General features: G+C 43.4%; 14 protein-coding genes. 4 read left to right on the top strand and 10 right to left on the bottom strand.

The genetic code is table 11. The features are described from left to right. Positions 1–7 precede the first annotated feature (7 nt). The 3 genes from rapZ to mgtE all read left to right on the top strand — a co-directional run bounded on the left by rapZ (position 8) and on the right by mgtE (position 2,831). The gene (gene rapZ / locus N480_RS20670; RefSeq protein WP_063374343.1) at positions 8–850 is read left to right on the top strand and encodes an RNase adapter RapZ; all 843 of its coding nucleotides are present in this window, start codon (positions 8–10) and stop codon (positions 848–850) included. Further along, positions 850–1,128 (top strand): HPr family phosphocarrier protein, encoded by a 279-nt coding sequence (locus tag N480_RS20665; RefSeq protein WP_063374342.1) that lies wholly within the window; start codon positions 850–852, stop codon positions 1,126–1,128. The genes rapZ and N480_RS20665 overlap by 1 nt, the downstream gene beginning before the upstream one ends. Positions 1,129–1,472: 344 nt before the next feature. Further along, positions 1,473–2,831: a magnesium transporter gene (gene mgtE / locus N480_RS20660; RefSeq protein WP_063374341.1), complete on the top strand. Its 1,359-nt coding sequence runs from the start codon at positions 1,473–1,475 to the stop codon at positions 2,829–2,831. Between the two features lie 31 nt (positions 2,832–2,862). Here the strand turns inward: mgtE and pmbA are convergent, their stop codons facing one another. Continuing rightward, a complete protein-coding gene (pmbA, locus tag N480_RS20655; protein ID WP_063374340.1) occupies positions 2,863–4,212 on the bottom strand; it encodes a metalloprotease PmbA in 1,350 nt (449 codons plus the stop codon). Positions 4,213–4,364: 152 nt separating this feature from the next. Between pmbA and yjgA the strand changes: the two genes are divergently transcribed. After that, positions 4,365–4,889 carry a ribosome biogenesis factor YjgA gene (gene yjgA, locus N480_RS20650; protein ID WP_063374339.1) on the top strand — a complete coding sequence of 175 codons (525 nt, stop codon included), beginning with the start codon at positions 4,365–4,367 and terminating at the stop codon, positions 4,887–4,889. Between the two features lie 34 nt (positions 4,890–4,923). Here the strand turns inward: yjgA and tldD are convergent, their stop codons facing one another. From tldD to N480_RS20605, 9 genes are all read right to left on the bottom strand, one after another. Further along, positions 4,924–6,363, bottom strand: coding sequence for a metalloprotease TldD (gene tldD / locus N480_RS20645; protein WP_063374338.1), 1,440 nt, complete (start codon positions 6,361–6,363; stop codon positions 4,924–4,926). Beyond that, on the bottom strand, positions 6,360–7,184 hold the full coding sequence (locus tag N480_RS20640; RefSeq protein ID WP_063374337.1) for a carbon-nitrogen hydrolase family protein: 825 nt from the start codon (positions 7,182–7,184) through the stop codon (positions 6,360–6,362). Before N480_RS20640 ends, tldD begins: the two co-directional genes overlap by 4 nt. 70 nt (positions 7,185–7,254) lie before the next feature. Continuing rightward, positions 7,255–11,253, bottom strand: a complete 3,999-nt coding sequence (locus tag N480_RS20635; protein ID WP_063374336.1) for a YhdP family protein — start codon at positions 11,251–11,253, stop codon at positions 7,255–7,257. Positions 11,254–11,259: 6 nt separating this feature from the next. Then, entirely contained in the window at positions 11,260–12,732 is a 1,473-nt protein-coding gene (gene rng, locus N480_RS20630) for a ribonuclease G (RefSeq protein WP_063374335.1), read from the bottom strand. Between the two features lies 1 nt (position 12,733). Continuing rightward, positions 12,734–13,303, bottom strand: coding sequence for a Maf family protein (locus N480_RS20625; RefSeq protein WP_063374334.1), 570 nt, complete (start codon positions 13,301–13,303; stop codon positions 12,734–12,736). Then, positions 13,303–13,779: a rod shape-determining protein MreD gene (mreD, locus tag N480_RS20620; protein WP_063374333.1), complete on the bottom strand. Its 477-nt coding sequence runs from the start codon at positions 13,777–13,779 to the stop codon at positions 13,303–13,305. The genes N480_RS20625 and mreD overlap by 1 nt, the downstream gene beginning before the upstream one ends. After that, complete coding sequence (gene mreC / locus N480_RS20615; protein ID WP_063374332.1) at positions 13,769–14,611, bottom strand: rod shape-determining protein MreC; 843 nt, start codon at positions 14,609–14,611, stop codon at positions 13,769–13,771. The genes mreD and mreC overlap by 11 nt, the downstream gene beginning before the upstream one ends. Next, positions 14,611–15,654 carry a rod shape-determining protein gene (locus N480_RS20610; RefSeq protein ID WP_010376642.1) on the bottom strand — a complete coding sequence of 348 codons (1,044 nt, stop codon included), beginning with the start codon at positions 15,652–15,654 and terminating at the stop codon, positions 14,611–14,613. Before N480_RS20610 ends, mreC begins: the two co-directional genes overlap by 1 nt. 124 nt (positions 15,655–15,778) lie before the next feature. Continuing rightward, entirely contained in the window at positions 15,779–17,791 is a 2,013-nt protein-coding gene (locus N480_RS20605; protein WP_063374331.1) for an SUMF1/EgtB/PvdO family nonheme iron enzyme, read from the bottom strand. Positions 17,792–17,859 lie beyond the last annotated feature (68 nt).

Raw genomic sequence — 17,859 nt, 5'->3', positions numbered from 1 at the left:
ATTAATCGTGGAACTCATAATTATCAGTGGTCGCTCTGGTTCAGGTAAATCAGTTGCATTGCGAGTCTTAGAGGATTTAGGCTATTACTGCGCTGATAATATCCCCGTAAACCTGCTTCCAGCGCTAGTTCGCAGCGTATCCGACGGATACGATAAAATTGCAGTGAGTATTGATGTGCGGAACCTGCCAAAAGAGCAGCAAGAGTTTCACGATATTTTGGGATATTTACCAGGATTTGCTAATCCGAGTGTCTTTTATCTAGACTGCGATGATCAAACCTTAGTTAAACGATTCTCTGAAACCCGACGACTACACCCATTATCTCTAAATGATCTGCCTCTTGATTTGGCAATTAAGCAAGAGAGAAACCTTTTGGATGTAGTGATTCGTCGTGCTGATGTAACAATTGATACCACAGAATTAAGTGTTCACCAGCTGGCTGAAAGCGTCAGAGAAAAGATCCTTGGCCAGAAAGATAAGCAACTAATTATTACGTTTGAATCATTTGGTTTTAAGCATGGAATTCCAAAAGAAGCTGACTATGTTTTCGATGCGCGCTTTTTACCTAATCCACACTGGGAGCCAGAGCTCAAGCCATTAACTGGGTTAGACCAACCCGTTAAAGACTACTTAGCTAGCCACAGTATTGTGCAAAAGTTTATTTGGCAAATTCAAACTTTTATGCAAACTTGGCTACCACATTTAGAGCGTAATAACCGCAGTTACCTGACCATTGCTATTGGCTGTACGGGTGGCCAGCATCGCTCAGTATACCTAGCCCAAACACTAGGAGAGCGCTTCACACGCACTCATACCAACGTAAAGATTCGCCACAGAGAGCAAGAGTAATGGCGCTAAAGTGGGAAGACACTTTTTTGATCCGCAACAAACTGGGGCTTCATGCACGTGCAGCAACAGTTTTGGCGCAGTTGTCAGCACAATTTAATGCCCAGATCACACTCTACCAAGGCGATAAAAGCGCACCGGGAGATAGTGTGTTGGCGCTTTTGTTGTTAGAGAGCAGTCAAGGTAAAACTGTTCGTGTTGAATGTACAGGGCCAGACGCTCAAGGCGCTTTATTGGCAATCGGCAACCTCATTGAAGATAAATTTCACGAAGAAGAGTAACACCAAAATACGACCGTATTTATTACCATGTCTCATTATTTAGAAAAATAATCAGGTAAGATATGGTGCAAATGCAAACTCTTATATAATAATTGTAATTTAAACAGCTATAATCACTATACAAAATTCTTTACACTGTTTGAGCTTAAGTGGTTTTGATACAAACCCATATTATGCAACCTACATACATCTCATAGCAATGGCCTTTTATAATTGCTACTACATTCACATGTCAGCGTTGCAATGAAATTTATAGTGCTACTGATTAGTCTAAGTTTGGATTAATTTATAGCCCACTTTGATAAGAAAATTCTGAACCAACAATAATTAATTTTAGGAAGCCTATGCCAGACGTTGTTGAACAAGACTATACACTGGAACAGTTGCAGCAAGTCACCAAAGCTATTAACAGTGGACAGTTTGTTCAAGTCAGGCAAACTCTAGCAGAGATCCCTCCATGTGACACCGCATTACTCCTAGAGTCTTCACCGCTTAAAATCAGAAACACGCTTTGGAAGCTTGTCGATCCCGATATTCAAGGCGATGTCCTAGAAGAACTATCTGAAGATGTTCGTCTAAGTGTCATCGCCAAGATGGAGCCTGAGCTTATTGCTGCTGCAACTGAGGACATGGACGACGATGATCTCGGTGAAGTATTAAGAAGTTTACCTGATCCTGTCTATCAAGATGTTATCAGTGCGATGGACAGTCAAGATAGAGCTAGAGCGACGCTTGCTCTTTCCTATGAAGAGGACTCTGCTGGGGCTTTGATGAATGGTGATGCCATCACCATTCGGCCAGACGTATCACTCGATGTTGTACTGAGGTACTTACGATTAAAAGAAGAGCTACCGCAAGGCACTGATGACCTTTACGTAGTAGACAAAGAAAACCACTTTCTAGGTTCATTACCACTGGGGGTTTTATTAACCAACCCGCCCGACAAGCTTGTCGAGGAGTTAATGAATGAAGAACGTGAAACCATTCCCGTTTCAATGAAAGAAAGTGATGTTGCTCAATTATTCGAACGCCATAACTGGATCTCTGCACCCGTTGTGGACGATCAAAGCCAATTACTCGGCCGAATAACAATCGATGATATCGTTGATGTAATCAGAGAAGATGCCGAGCACAGCCTATTAAGTATGGCAGGTTTAGAGGATGAGGAAGATACCTTTGCGCCCGTCATGAAAAGTAGCCAAAGACGCTCAATTTGGTTGGGCATTAATCTACTCACCGCTTTATTAGCCGCTTTTGTGGCCAGCTTTTTTGAGAGCACGCTAGATATCTTACCCATTTTAGCGGTACTAAATGGCATTGTACCCAGTATGGGTGGCGTTGCAGGCAGCCAAACGCTGACTTTGGTGATCCGGGGTATTGCACTTGGTCATGTTAACCAAACAAACCAACGCTTTTTACTTGGCAAAGAACTGGCAATTGGTGCCTTGAACGGCATTTTGTGGTCACTCCTCATTGCAGGCGTCGTGGCGTTGTGGCAATGGGACTTTAAGCTTGGTGCAGTCATTGCTTTTGCGATGTTTATGAACTTAGTCGCCGCAGGTATCGCTGGAGCCAGTATCCCACTGATTTTGAAGAGAATGAAAATTGATCCTGCATTAGCTGGGAGTGTCGTGCTAACCACTGTCACCGACATTGTAGGAATTTTTGCGTTTTTAGGTACCGCAACTTGGTTCTTACTCTGAGCCTAGTCCAGAGTAAAAACCACTTTTAAAATTATTCACCCGCTAATTGCATGCTCTCTACGAGCACAGATCCCGTTTGCACAGCACCACGGAATTCAATATCAGCACCTATAGCTTGAATATTTTGGAACATATCTTTCAAATTTCCAGCAATCGTAATTTCACTCACCGGATATTGAATTTCACCATTTTCAACCCAAAAGCCTGCAGCGCCACGAGAGTAATCGCCAGTGACGGTGTTGACCCCTTGACCCATTAACTCAGTTACCAGTAACCCAGTACCCATTTCATTTAAAACGGCTTTTAAGTCATCATGCGTGTGCTGTACAAGCCAGTTATGGATCCCACCAGCGTGTCCTGTTGACTGCATACCTAGCTTTCTTGCTGCATAGCTTGCCAATAAATAGGTTTGAAGCTCACCGCCTGTAATGATATCTCTGTCCTGCGTGTAAACCCCTTCACCATCAAATGGGCTCGAAGCCAAACCTTGCAGCAAATGAGGCCGCTCTTGAATATTTACGCAGGAGTTAAAGATTTGTGTACCCAGTGAATCAAGAAGGAAGCTGGATTTACGATATAAGGCCCCCCCACCGATCGCAGAAACAAGATGACCAAATAAACTGTTGGCAATATCAGCGCGAAAGACAACAGGTACCTTCATCGTTGAAAGTTTTTGACTGTTTAATTTCGCTAAAGTCGATTCTGCTGCTTCAATGCCAATCGCTTTAGCACTTTTCAACTGGGAATGCTCTCGAGTGATGCTAAACGCGGAATCTCGCTGCATCATCTCGCCCTCTTGGCCAATTACCATGGTACTCACGGAATGTCGAGTACGTGGGTATCCAGCAATAAAGCCATGACTATTACCATACACGCGCAAACCTTGATGAGAGGCTACACTTGCGCCATCAGAATTTACAATTCGAGGGTCGAACTCAAGCGCCGCCTTCTCTGCTTCAATACACTGCTCAATGGCATACTGTGGGTTTAGATCCCAAGGGTGGTAGAGATCAAGATCAGGTATCTCTTTTGCCATCAGTGCTTTATCAGCCAGTCCATTACAGGCATCATCTGCGGTGTACTTGGCAATTTCGATCGCTTTAGTAACCACCGAACGCAATGCTTGCTCGCTTAGATCAGCCGTCGATGCAGAACCTTTATGATTACCTACATAGACACTAATGCCTAAACTACCATCCTGATTGAATTCTATTGTATCTACTTCGCCCATACGCGTACTGACTGATAGGCCTGAAGTGCGACTCATCGCAGCTTCAGCAGAGGTCGCGCCGAGCTGTTTGGCAAAACTGAGTACTTCAGAAACTGCGCCCTTTACTTCATCCATTTGCTGATAGATAGATTCAACTTGGTTGTCATTCATGCTGCTTTTCCAAATGCTTGTAAACATTACAATCCTAACACATGAGGCACAATTTCGCTGGATTAGATATCAGTTCGTAGCGCGCAAAAGCGATATTTTTTGCTGCTTCTTGGTATAATCAATGTAATTGTAATATTCAGTGTCGAAAAGTTATGGCAAAAAAATCAGAAAACCATATTGAAGATGAAGAAATAATCTACGTCTCAAAAAGTGAATTAAAACGTGATGCTCAACAATATCAACAGCTTGGAATAGACATCGCGGAGCTAGGAAAAAAGCAAAGAGAAAAACTACCACTTAGTCATGAGTTGGTTGAAGCGATGGCGCTAGCAGATAAAATTCGAGGTAAACACGATGCTTATCGCCGCCATATGAACTATATCGCCAAGGTACTCCGTACCACAGATAACGTTGAAGATTTGCAAAAATCACTTGATACGTTGCTTAATAAAAACAACCAAGCTGAAGTTTTACTAAACCAAATAGAACGTATTCGAGAAGAATTGCTGTCTCAGGGCGATAGTAAAATTAATGAACTATTGGAATTACATTCAAGCATGGAGCGACAAAAGTTGCGTCAGCTGGTTCGCCAAGCCAATAAAGAAGTTAAAGCTGAGAAGCCTGCCAAAGGCTATAAAGAGCTGTTTCAGTACTTAAAAGAAGCGATCTTAGACTAGACAGTGATGGAGGGGCACGCCCCTCCTATTATTTTTAAGCAGTACCGCCCACAGTTAGCAGATCAATTTTTAAACTTGGCTGCCCAACACCAACTGGCACACTTTGACCCTCTTTACCACACACACCGACGCCTCTATCCAACTCGAGGTCATTACCAACCATGGAAATTTGATGCATTACTTCAGGCCCATTACCGATTAATGTCGCACCTTTGATTGGCTTGGTCACTTTGCCATTTTCAATCAAATAGGCTTCAGAAGCTGAGAAAACAAATTTACCCGATGTAATATCAACTTGGCCACCTGCAAAGCTATTTGCAAATATGCCATTCTTCACAGTGCTAATAATCTCTTCTTGTGTACTTTCACCGGCAAGCATATAAGTATTTGTCATTCTCGGCATTGGCAAATGTGCAAAAGACTCTCTACGCGCATTGCCTGTTAATTGAGCTCCCATTAGACGCGCATTGGTCTTGTCTTGCATATATCCTTTTAAGACGCCGTTCTCAATTAATACATTGTAACCAGCAGGCGTACCTTCATCATCTATATTCAAAGAGCCTCGACGATTTTCTAACGTACCATCATCAACAACCGTGCACAGCTGTGATGCAACTTTTTCGCCGACTCTGCCACTGAATGCAGATGCCCCTTTACGATTAAAATCGCCTTCTAATCCATGACCTACGGCTTCATGCAGTAGCACGCCAGGCCAACCAGCGCCTAATACAACTGGCATAGTGCCCGCCGGCGCATCAATGGCCCCAAGGTTCACCCTCGCCAACCTGACAGCTTCTTGAACATATGTCATCCACCTTGGCTTGCCGTCAACCAGCTCTTTAAAATAGCCATAATCCAATCGTGCACCACCACCAGCACTGCCGCGCTCTCTGCGCCCATTTTGCTCTAATATAACCGAGCAATTCAAACGTACTAATGGTCTAATGTCTGTTGCAAAAGTACCATCACTGGCCGCAATCAGTACCTCTTCATATACTGCAGCAATAGAGCAAACGACTTGCTGAGCATCCGGTGCGATATCTCGAATCGCTGCATCCGCTTCTCGTAATAAGGAGATTTTGTCTTCGTCACTCATGCTCAATAGAGGTTGGACAGGTGCAAATTGCAATGGCGATTTTCGCTCGGTAAAGACTTGAACTGTTCCAGACTCCCCCCCAGATGCAATTGAACGCGCAGCCTCAGCAGCTTGATTGATGGCTTCAAGGTTGATGGCATCAGAGTAACTAAAGCCCGTTTGTTCGCCACTCACCGCGCGTACACCAACACCACGTTCGATGTTGTAACTACCTTCTTTAATCTGTCCATCTTCAAGCACCCAAGTCTCATGATAGCTGGACTGAAAATATAGATCTGAATAATCAACCTGGTGTTGATGTATGTAGTTAAGCGTTTGCTCTAGCTGCTCTCTTGTTAATTGACTGTCAGTCAACAAGTTCTTTTCAACTTGATTCATATATAATTGCTCTTAAATCGGTTATGCATTGCGACTGGCATAGCAGCTCTTATTTTATCAATTTCACTTAAATCGATACGTCGCTGTATTGGTTGTAAAGATAGCTCACTATCCTCTAAAACTTCACCCCATGGCGAAATGATGACGCTGTGACCATATGTTTCTCGACCATTTTCATGCTTGCCTACCTGTGCCGCAGCAACCACAAAACATTGGTTCTCAATTGCTCGGGCTTGCAACAACGGTAACCAATGAGCTTCCCCAGTAACGGTTGTGAAAGCGCTGGGAACTAGCAGTATGTCGGCACCTTGTTGTCTCAGTACCTGATATAAACCAGGAAACCGAACGTCATAGCATACACTTAAGCCTAGCCTACCAAACGAACTATCTACAACTTGAATATTACTTCCAGGTTCAGTGAACTCAGACTCTCGATAGTGTTTGGCTGAATCCGCCACATCGGCATCAAATAAATGTATTTTATTATATGTAGCAACGAGTTCGCCTTGTTCGTTAAACAAGCAGCTTGCCGCCAAATAGCGCTCTGATGCAGAATAAATCGGTACCGTACCTGCCGCTATCCAAACTCGCTTGCATTTACATAACGCTGCGAGCTTTTCTAGCCACTTATCTGATTGCTTCGAAACATTTAGAGACTCATTTCCATCTCGACCAAAGGCCAACCATGCTTCTGGTAAGCAAATCAGTGTTGGCTCACTAACTACTAGCTGCTCTAATTGCGCCTCTAAGTATGCAAAGTTATCTTCAGGCAAGCGCTTTGAACACATAGGTATAACAACAATATTAACTTCGCTACGCATATTTTACTCCACCTATTGCTTACTTCATTCAAATCAGATTTCGTAATTAAAGCCAATACAAATGAACCTTTTACCCGCGCGGCCCTCGGTTTACCTTACCATCGTCACTTGTATGTTCACTCTTTTGACTAGCCAACGGTAACTTCTTCATGGGTAATTCGACCTCGTTTAGACTGTCGGGCTTTACTTGCGCCTTATCACCGTCTTGTTGCTGTATTTTGTCTGTATCATTTTGCTCTTGTGCTTCAGGGCTTTCAGGCTCTGGCGGCGTGTCTTCAGGTGGCTTGCTTGCCCCTGGGATTGTCACTTCGCGGCTCTTGCGATCTACTTCGGTAACAATCGGTTCTTTCATTGTCCCAGTGACCTTAAAATTAATCTCTGATATGACTCGAGCTGAGTGAATCACTTTATCAATCGCTAATGCCGCTAGCCCAGTTACAGGGTTTACCATCCACCCCACAATCACTGGCAGACTGGACGTCACTTGAGGCGCAATTGCTAAGTCATAGTTGATTTCTTGTGTTTTTAAATTGGCATAACCTGAAATACTCAAGTCAGCTGGCACGCCATCCATTTTTGTGTCATTGGTATAGGCTATGCCATCTTCTAATTGCAGACTGCCTTCCATTTGGTTATAAAAAAAGCCTTTGGCAAAAACATCTCTGAAATCTAATTTTAATTTACGAACCAGAGAGTCCAAACTCAACAAGGAGAAAACGCGCGCGCCTTGATCGCTAATATCTGTCAGATGCCCCTCACCTAGACGCCATTGAATCTCGCCCCCCAAACTTGGCCACTGAAAATCGTATGGTGCGGACTGCCATTGTAAATCAAAGTCTATGTTTGCTTGGGAATCTTTTACAGTTGAAGTGATCTCAAACTCTTCCATCAAATCACCAAAATCAGCGCTACTTAAATTACCCATTATTTGCGACACACCACCTTGCCAACTACCTTTGGCACTTAATGTATGTGCACCTTTGTCTATGCTCAAAGTTGTAATGTTTAGGCGCTCACCATCACCGAACATCGACAAGTTCACTCTATCTAGTTGATATTGGTTTAAGCGACAATCATCACAGCCAAACTCAATCGCAGGAATTTTCGCAAGCCATTGCTGCTCAGAAAGTGGAGGGCTGATATCTTCAACATGCTCCTCGCTTTCTTTATGTGAATTTAGTCGTAAATAATCGGCTTGAACTTGTATTGGGTCACTACTTTTCTGATTTGGTATGAGTACTTGTGCCCTAAGCTCTTTACCCGTCAGACGCATTTTCAAGGATTGTTCGTCTGGTGTCATACGCATTTCAAAATCATTGAAAAGCAATCCGCCGACCTTCAATTGGCCAAGGTTGGCACGGATCTCATTGAGTGCAGGTAATATCCCAGGCTCTTCACTACTAGGCTGCGTGCTCTTTTCGATTATACGGTCTATAAAATCAAACCAAGGTTCCAACGCTAGCTCTGAGTGTTCTATCGTGACGACAAAGCCCGAATTGTCCAATCCCCGATTTTGTTCGCTGACAACTAAATGCGCTTTATCCAATAGACCATTTTGATTATTCAAAATCCCATTGAAATATAGATTATTGTCGAAATTTGCCGTGATAAGGTTCGAGATATCATCACCTCTAACTTCTCCAGATAATATACGCGGTAATGTAGATACTTTCTTATAGGGGGGCGGTAAACTTATCGCAACACCATCTAAATCAGTTTGAAAACTGGCTAGGTAGTTAAACCCAGCTTCTTCAAAGTTTAATGTCACGTTGGTATTGAGTTGGGTCTGTCCTTCGATAAAGCCATCCATAATACCATGGCCATATGGCAATAATTTATCGGAAGATATCAGCATTGAGGTGTCAACGTTAACCAAATAGCCTTGTTTATCCCCCCCACCTTTTACAGAAAACGATAAAGGCATGTCGAGCCAAGTCCCTTGCCCACCTTCAAAAGTAATATCATCATCAGTAAACGTAAGCGCTCCGAATACCCCTTTTAACGTCATTCCTGGCTGATTTAAATGAATGATGTTGTCTGCAAATTTCACACGCCCTCTAGCCAGCACATCTAAACTCTCTAAGTTTATTTCGAGCCCAACAGTTCCAGCTACTGAACCTTGTCCTTGTACAACATCTAACACATCGACCAGAGGGTCTGCGATGGGGGTATGAGCGAAAAACGGCTTTAGCGAAGACGCCTCTGTGGTTTGATTAATATCGACCGTTAAAATATCAGCCTGCTCGAGATCAGCTAAGCGGACCGCAACATCACCTTGAATATGCTGATTTGCAAGCTGTCCAGAACGAGTCGTGATGTCCATACGCTCATTAATAAAATGCAATGTTACATCAGCACTATGAATACTTGGCCAATCAGGCGCAAATAAAAACTCTGCATCTTGAATATCGGCGAGCACCTCAAACTGACCATGCGTGCTTCTATATGGAAAATCTTTCAGTGGTCCCGATACCAAGACTTGGGTACCTTTATTATTTCCAGCCAAAATACCTTTGTTGAGGTACTCAACTAAATTCGAGTGCATTAGCTCTAGAGGAAAATAACGCCCCGCTATGCGAGCATCCCCGCCATATGCTTCAGCGTAAAGGTCTAACTCAGGCTCTTCAAACAAGCGAGTATGAAACTCTAGCGCAACACTCAAATCTGAATTACTCAACCACAAATTATTAGACTCAGCATGCCAGTACTCATTTTCGTCACTCCAAAAATGAATGTCGCCATTGAGCTCTTCAATTTCTATCGGTTCGATAAATCGGGGACCTGTTACCAGCTGCTGTCGATGTGCATTTAAACTCACAACACCACGACCTGCCAGCCAGTGAAATTCAAGGCCTAACCCAGAAAAACCAGGAGCTAATTCAGACTCTTGCCAACCTAGAGAAGAGAGAGTACCCCATACATTTAGGCCCTGTTGTGGATGCCAAGAAACTTTTGACTGTGTTAATTGACCTTCAATATTGCTTTTAACAAGTTGACTTGCCCAGTCGTAATGCGTCAATGATAAAGCGCCCATCACGAGTTCAAGATTAAACTGTTTGAGCCAAAGCTGCGTTGTATCGTCTTGCCATTCGCCTTGCAGCAACACTGGCTCGAATATTCTTTCGCCATGGCTAAAGTACAGCTCTGAGCTGTTTAAACGCCATCCTGAAGGATGCTTTAGTAGCCTCAATTGACCACTATCCAGACCTAATTTATTATCTTCGCCTGCCGATTGCCACTTTAAATAGCTTGGTTCAAATTGCAGCTGGACATTGCCAATTTTGCCTTTCTCTAGTTTTGCCCAAAGCTGTCCGTTAATGCTCGCACTAAGCGCTTCTCGGGATTCATCAAGATGCTCATCGATAAGCTCTAGAACATTGAGCTCCCTAGCTTGTAAAAATACCTCACCACCAATGTCGTTTAAGGTTTTACCCTCTAAGCGAACCAGCGTATCTAGACTACCTTGAGACAGGTTAGGTAAAACGAGCCGGCCTTCCCCATGGTGTGCTAGCTCACTGTTTTGCCATACCATATCTTGGATTAGTACAGAGTGTCGCTTTTGCGTATTCGAAAAAAGGTGTATTTCACTATTTTGAACCGAAAAGTGGCCTGTATCGCCAAGAAACAACCCTTCAATCAATGCTTGTTGTTCAAATTCACCAGAGCTATCACCCAACTCTAATTTATCTAAATGAATGTTGGCTTTGAAACCATCTAAAACAAAGTAGTTAGAAACTAATTGCCACTGCCTGATAGATTGAACAACATTGACCTGTAGGTTGGTGCTTTCAATTTGCACTGAGATAGGTGACGCTTGATTATCTTCAAAGCTTACATCCTTTAACAGCAACGCAGGACCAGTTCCCTGCCAACTTGCGCTGATTGAGCCAATGCTTAGTTCAACATTAAGCTGTTCATAGATCAGAGATTCAATATTACTTTTATAGTCATTTGCGTAGGGTAACGTCAGCTTCAGCAATGATACAAGTACAGCAAGCGTCACCAGTGTCACGGCGAACACCTGCCAAACTTTTCTCACACAAAAGAAGCATATAGTTTTGGCTTGCATATGGGCCTACATCATTACTACATCAAACTGCTCTTGGCTATACAAGTTCTCAGTTTGGATACTTACTTGCTTACCAATAAATAACTCTAACTCAGCTAAATTATGATACTCATCATTGACGAGCGCTTCGCTGACTGCCGCAGATGCATAGACCATGAATTTATCAGCATCATATGCACGATTAACCCGAACTATCTCACGTAAAATCTCATAACATACTGTTTCAACTGTTTTTAGAGAACCTCGACCGGAACAGGATGGGCACACATCACACAGAATATGCTCTAAGCTTTCTCTGGTGCGTTTACGTGTCATTTCAACAAGACCTAGTGCTGATAAACCATTAATATTGGCTTTAGCTCGATCTTTCGCTAATGCAGCCTCTAAAGAATGTAACACTCGTCGCTTGTGCTCATCAGACACCATGTCTATAAAGTCAATAATGATAATACCGCCAAGGTTCCTTAACCTAAGCTGACGCGCGATAGCAGAAGTTGCTTCAACATTGGTGTTAAAAATCGTTTCTTCAAGATTTCTGTGGCCAACAAATGCGCCTGTATTAACGTCGACCGTGGTCATTGCCTCTGTTTGGTCAATGATCAGATACCCTCCAGACTTCAGTTCAACTTTACGATGTAAGGCTTTTTGAATTTCTGCCTCAACATCAAATAAATCAAAAATTGGTCTCTCTCCGGGGTAGTACTCTAGGGTCTCAGAAAGCTGTGGAACAAATTCTTCAGTAAATGATTTTAACTGTTGATAGGTTAATTTAGAGTCTACCCTAATGCGTTCCATATCTTCACCCACGTAATCACGCAGGGTTCGAAATGCAAGCGTTAAATCTTCATGCAAGATGCTCGCTTTACTGGTTTTACGACGCTTGTTTACTATCTTTTGCCAAAGTTTTTTGAGGAACTCCGCATCGTGTTTAAGCTCGGCCTCAGCGGCACCTTCTGCCGCAGTCCTGACAATGAAACCGCCATTTTCATCATTGTATTGAGCCACAATTTTTTTGAGACGGTTGCGCTCTTCTTCGGTTTCTATTCTCTGGCTAACACCTACATGCGTTGCATCAGGCATAAACACTAAATAACGAGAAGGGATAGTAATATCTGTTGTTAAGCGAGCCCCTTTGGTCCCGATGGGATCTTTTACCACCTGCACCATTATAAACTGGCCTTGCTTCACCAATTCACGGATATCTTGGACTTTTTTAACCGGTTGCTCGTCAACATCTTCTTCAATTGAAGCGCTACTTACGATGTCTGAAGCATGTAAAAATGCTGCTTTTTCTAGTCCTATATCCACAAAAGCGGCTTGCATCCCAGGCAGGACACGGCTCACTTTACCAAGATAAATGTTGCCGACAATGCCCAAGTTTCCGACACGTTCGACCTGAACTTCTTGTAAAACCCCATTTTCAATTAAGGCTACACGACTTTCACTTGGTGTTACATTGATCAATAATTCGCTACTCATCTCAGCCCGCCATAAATGCTTGAATTAGTTCATCTGTTTCATATAAAGGTAGTCCGACTACTGCAAAATAACTACCTTTTAACTGGCTAACAAATCGACCGCCAAGACCTTGGATCCCATATCCTCCAGCTTTATCATGCGGTTCGCCACTTTGCCAATATGCGTTTATTTCCTGCTCAGACAAAGGTTTAAATGTCACCTCTGTAATCACAGTTTTACTAAGCACTCGTTGACTGTCTGCAAGTGCGATAGCAGTCATTACTTGGTGTGTACTGCCTGACAACATCGCCATCATCGCTTTAAAATTTTCCTCGTTTTGAGGTTTGCCAAGTGCCACACCATTTGACACAACAATTGTATCACTGCCAAGTACGGGTCTATCTTGATACCCCGACTTAACACCGCTTTGCGCTTTTAATCTAGCCAAGCGTTCAACATAAGTGATTGGAGTCTCGTCAGCGAATTGAGTTTCATCAGCGTCGACAGAAAATTGTTTAAAATCGTAGCCTAGCTGGGTAAGTAACTCTTTACGACGTGGAGAGGCAGAAGCCAAATATAATTTAACAGTCATCAACGGATCCTAAAATGCCTTCGATATTTTCTGAGCAATAGAAAAATCCAAGGCCAACAAAACATGCCTACGAGTGCCGGCCAAAGATAGGCTGGATCAAAATAAATATCTAATAAGAAATGGTTTAACCAAAACTGTAGCAAGTGATACAAGGCTAAAAACAGTCCTATCAACATAGCCTGCTGCCATAGAGAGAAGTTGCGTAGCTTTTGAAAGTTACTCACTGTAATGTAAATACACACAGAGTAGGTCAAAGAGTTAATTCCAAGTGGTGAGCCTACGGCCAAATCCATAATTAAGCCTGTGCACCAAGCCCACCCAATATTGACACGATGTGGAATCGCGATTGACCAATACATCAAAACCAAGAGTACCCAATCTGGCCTAAATGGCTCTAGAGAAAAAGGCAGAGGCATCAATGCCATAATCAAAGCCAAAAATACACTAAATGCAATTAGGGAAAAACTACGACTCATTAGCATCCCCTTCTGTTCCGTCACCTAAAATGACTAACAAACGAATTCGGTCTAATTGTGCAATAGGCTCCGCGTAGACTTTCGCAAACGGCAGCCCCTCATCACGGTCTATTTCGGTAACAACCGCCACAGGGTAACCTTCAGGAAACCTTCCCCCCAAGCCAGATGTCACCAAAATATCTCCTATGCGGATATCTAAACTGTGCGAAACATGCGCCAATTGCATTAAATTTATTTTGCCAATTCCTTCAATAACCATGCTCACGTCGTTACGTAATATACGAACTGGTGTAGCGTGGGTGGTGTCAGTCATCAACAGTACACGTGACGTTGTCGTACCAACTTGTGTAAGCTGACCTACAAGGCCCAACTCATCTATGACCGCTTGCCCCTCTGCAACACCGTCGATAGCCCCTTTATTAATAACCACTTGGTGACTGTAACGATTAGAGCGTACGGATAGGACCTGCGCAATTTGACGGGCATGTGATTGACGAGAAGAAGCGCCTAACAGGGCTCTTAGCTCAACATTTTCTTTTAATAGAAATTGATACTGTTGCAACTGTTCGCTTTGCAGTAATTGTTTTGATCGCAAAGCTTCGTTTTCTTGAAGTAACTGATCGCGTGTATTTAAGCTCTTGGCCCCTGAATTGAAGAGTTCATATGGCACATTAGCCGCATATAACACGGGACTGACTAAGGTATTGAGTGTCGTCCGAACAAACGTGCCACCCGAGGTGTAGCGGTCTCCAATTATGAGCACAATACTAAGCACAACTGCGACGGTAAGTCGCAGTTGTAAAGATGCACTTCGGCCAAACAGTAAATTCATCAGTCGTAGCTAAATACGTCGCCGCCATGCATATCAATCATCTCAAGCGCTTTACCACCACCACGCGCTACGCAAGTCAGTGGGTCATCAGCCACCACAACTGGGATGCCAGTTTCTTCCATTAATAAGCGATCTAAATCTTTGAGTAGTGCACCACCGCCAGTCAATACCATACCGTGTGCAGAGATATCTGAAGCAAGTTCTGGCGGAGATTGCTCAAGCGCGACCATAACTGCACTCACAATTCCCATAAGCGGTTCTTGTAGTGCTTCTAAAATTTCGTGCGAGTTGAGAGTAAATGAACGCGGCACCCCTTCAGCTAAGTTTCGGCCACGCACTTCTATCTCAATAGGTGTTTCACTTTTAAACGCTGAGCCAATTTCATGCTTGATATGCTCAGCCGTCGCTTCACCTATTAAACTGCCAAAGTTGCGTCTCACATAGTTTATGATTGCTTCATCAAATTTGTCACCACCAATGCGAACAGAAGAAGAGTAAACAACACCATTCAATGAGATGATTGCAACCTCAGTTGTACCACCGCCGATATCAACAACCATCGAACCAGTCGCTTCAGATACGGGTAATCCGGCACCAATCGCAGCAGCCATAGGCTCCTCGATTAAGTACACTTCACGGGCACCAGCTCCCATTGCAGATTCACGGATCGCACGTTTCTCAACTTGTGTAGCGCCACATGGCACACAAATAAGCACGCGCGGGCTTGGGCGCATGAAGTTGTTGTTGTGTACTTGCTTGATAAAATGCTGCAGCATTTTCTCAGTCACATAGAAATCAGCAATTACACCATCCTTCATCGGACGAATCGCTTTAATATTGCCAGGTGTTCTACCTAGCATCTGCTTGGCTGCTGTTCCAACAGAAGCAACGCTCTTTGGTCCGCCGGCCCTTTCCTGACGAATCGCAACCACTGAAGGCTCATTAAGTACGATGCCTTCTTCTTTTACATAAATCAGGGTGTTTGCCGTGCCTAAGTCAATAGACAAGTCATTAGAAAATAATCCGCGTAGCTTTTTAAACATGAGGCTGGGTAACCTTAAAGAATTCTTTTAACAAAGCCGTGTCGATAACGCCACGGCTGAAATAATTAAGTCTACAAAATGCTAACTGCACTTTGGCTGAATATGCGCTCTTCGAGCACATAAATTATCTTTCTCGAACCAATCTAAAACCGATGTAGTTGGCTCTAAAGTCGGGCGCTAGAGCCAATCGAGTTGACACTCTCGCTAAGCTTGGGGCGAAGTTCCACGCTCCGCCTCTTACTGTTACATCGTCTTGTGATGCGCGCTTTTGCGTCCATTCCCACACATTACCTACGGTGTCATACAAACCATAATTGTTTGGTGAAAACTCACCTACTGGCGAAGGGCTTTTATTTGACCAATCACTTCCGCACCAACCGCAGTTAGCTAAGCCTCTGCCAATTTCATTACCCCAAGGGTATTCAGAGCTTGTGCCAGCACGCGCTGCATATTCCCATTCAACTTCATTTGGTAAGCGATATTGAATGCCTTTCTCACCTGAAAGCCAATTAGCATAAGCTTTAGCATCTTCATATGTGACACATACCACTGGGAAGTTATCAGCTTGTTCAAAACCAGGCTTGTCCCAGTTGTACTCGCTTTCCCATATCGGCTCACCGTTTTTGTAATGTGCACAGCCATTGCCTTTTTCTGCTTCCGTTTGAAAGCCAGTGCTCAAAATAAACTGTCTAAATTCTGCAACTGTCACTTCTTTGCTTTGCATTGCATATGAGTGACTCAACACCTTTTCTACAACAGGGCGTTCATTGGCTAAACCATTTCCAGTCAAATCACCCATTTGGAAAGTACCGGCTGGAATAATGACCACCTTATTATCAACCAAGTTAGGGGATACTTTGTTTACTACTGAAACGGGTGTGCTCTGTTGCTCTCTTGTTGGTGTCGGTGCAGCAATCGACTCAGGCTTTTTTATTAGCTTTGCATTGATCGTTCGTGCTCTGCGTACATCAATTTTAGCTTTATATGACTCATAACCTAATTTACGAATCTCAACGTCATAAGAACCAAGCGGAACACTGACAACAAGCTTAGTAGAACCGTAACTCACACCATCAATAAATACTTCATCATCATAAACATTTGAGCGCAGTGTCAAATCAACCTGTCTTTCTTTCGGCGCCTGTTGAATAACTTGTGATTTTATTTCAGGCTTAGGCTGTAATGCGGTAATACTGGGCACATTACGATCCGACTTATCAACTTCATCGGTAAATGTTAGCTGGCTATCGCTAAATGTTGTTGGATAGCTCGCCTGATAACCAACCGCCAATGGCGTACCATATTCACTACAGAACCTGTTATCCAGAGACAAAAGCCCACAGAGACGACTATTATTCACATCTCCGCGCATTGTCACACTTAGATTGACACTGTAATTACCTTGACCACTAAAAGCACTGCCTACCACATGACTGCTAACAACCTGAACTTGCGCGCCCGCCATGTGTCTTTTCGGCTCAACAATGCGTTGCTCTGTTAGGTTAGCAAAGATCTGATCAATAAAACGCTTTGTTGCTTTTTGTAGACCAAGCTGTTGCCCTCGCTGCTCACACGCAGCCAACGTTTCGGTGCGCTTACAGTTAATGGTGTGCTCAACTTCTAATGTGCCTTCACGAGTAAACTCATTGCGCAAACGCTCGACACGAGCGGTACTCAATTGGTCTCTTAAACTGGCAATCGTATTGACTAAAGTATGTTTGCTAACGCGAATCTGCTCAATGTCTTTGCGGTGCGATGCTATGGCCGCTAACTGCATCGCGATGTCTTCTTTGTTAGATTTATGATCCGCTACAGATTGCTGATATCTCAGCTGAGCAGCTGAAATATCGATAGATGGGTCGTCGATCAAACGACGATACAAATCATTCATTGCATCTAGTGCTTGATTTTTTTCTTTATCAAGCTCACTTGAATTATTTCTTAGTAATTCCAGTTGTGCCTGTAAACGGGCTTCTTCAGCCACATGCTTATCTAAAATCTGAGTATATCTGTCTAACTCAGCTTGTTTTTCAGAGCGCTCTGACTCGATAGCTGTCACAGTCGCAGTATCTTGTGCCCAAACACTTACAGACAATAAGGCGGCAGAGACAAAAAGAGATAAAGGAGCAATTCGCATATATTCCATTCCCAACAGCGGCAGTTGTTTTGGTCTTTGTTATTTTTGATGTTTTAATGCTTAATGCT

It is taken from the genome of Pseudoalteromonas luteoviolacea S2607, assembly GCF_001625575.1.
Classification (GTDB): domain Bacteria; phylum Pseudomonadota; class Gammaproteobacteria; order Enterobacterales; family Alteromonadaceae; genus Pseudoalteromonas; species Pseudoalteromonas luteoviolacea_E.
This window is presented reverse-complemented; position numbering and strand designations above follow the sequence as displayed.

Bases quoted from the DNA above. Each gene is read 5' to 3' on its own strand.
- N480_RS20665 (WP_063374342.1), top strand. From the start codon at position 850: ATGGCGCTAAAGTGGGAAGACACTTTTTTGATCCGCAACAAACTGGGG.
- mgtE (WP_063374341.1), top strand. From the start codon at position 1,473: ATGCCAGACGTTGTTGAACAAGACTATACACTGGAACAGTTGCAGCAA.
- pmbA (WP_063374340.1), bottom strand. From the start codon at position 4,212: ATGAATGACAACCAAGTTGAATCTATCTATCAGCAAATGGATGAAGTA.
- yjgA (WP_063374339.1), top strand. From the start codon at position 4,365: ATGGCAAAAAAATCAGAAAACCATATTGAAGATGAAGAAATAATCTAC.
- tldD (WP_063374338.1), bottom strand. From the start codon at position 6,363: ATGAATCAAGTTGAAAAGAACTTGTTGACTGACAGTCAATTAACAAGA.
- N480_RS20640 (WP_063374337.1), bottom strand. From the start codon at position 7,184: ATGCGTAGCGAAGTTAATATTGTTGTTATACCTATGTGTTCAAAGCGC.
- N480_RS20635 (WP_063374336.1), bottom strand. From the start codon at position 11,253: ATGCAAGCCAAAACTATATGCTTCTTTTGTGTGAGAAAAGTTTGGCAG.
- rng (WP_063374335.1), bottom strand. From the start codon at position 12,732: ATGAGTAGCGAATTATTGATCAATGTAACACCAAGTGAAAGTCGTGTA.
- N480_RS20625 (WP_063374334.1), bottom strand. From the start codon at position 13,303: ATGACTGTTAAATTATATTTGGCTTCTGCCTCTCCACGTCGTAAAGAG.
- mreD (WP_063374333.1), bottom strand. From the start codon at position 13,779: ATGAGTCGTAGTTTTTCCCTAATTGCATTTAGTGTATTTTTGGCTTTG.
- mreC (WP_063374332.1), bottom strand. From the start codon at position 14,611: ATGAATTTACTGTTTGGCCGAAGTGCATCTTTACAACTGCGACTTACC.
- N480_RS20610 (WP_010376642.1), bottom strand. From the start codon at position 15,654: ATGTTTAAAAAGCTACGCGGATTATTTTCTAATGACTTGTCTATTGAC.
- N480_RS20605 (WP_063374331.1), bottom strand. From the start codon at position 17,791: ATGCGAATTGCTCCTTTATCTCTTTTTGTCTCTGCCGCCTTATTGTCT.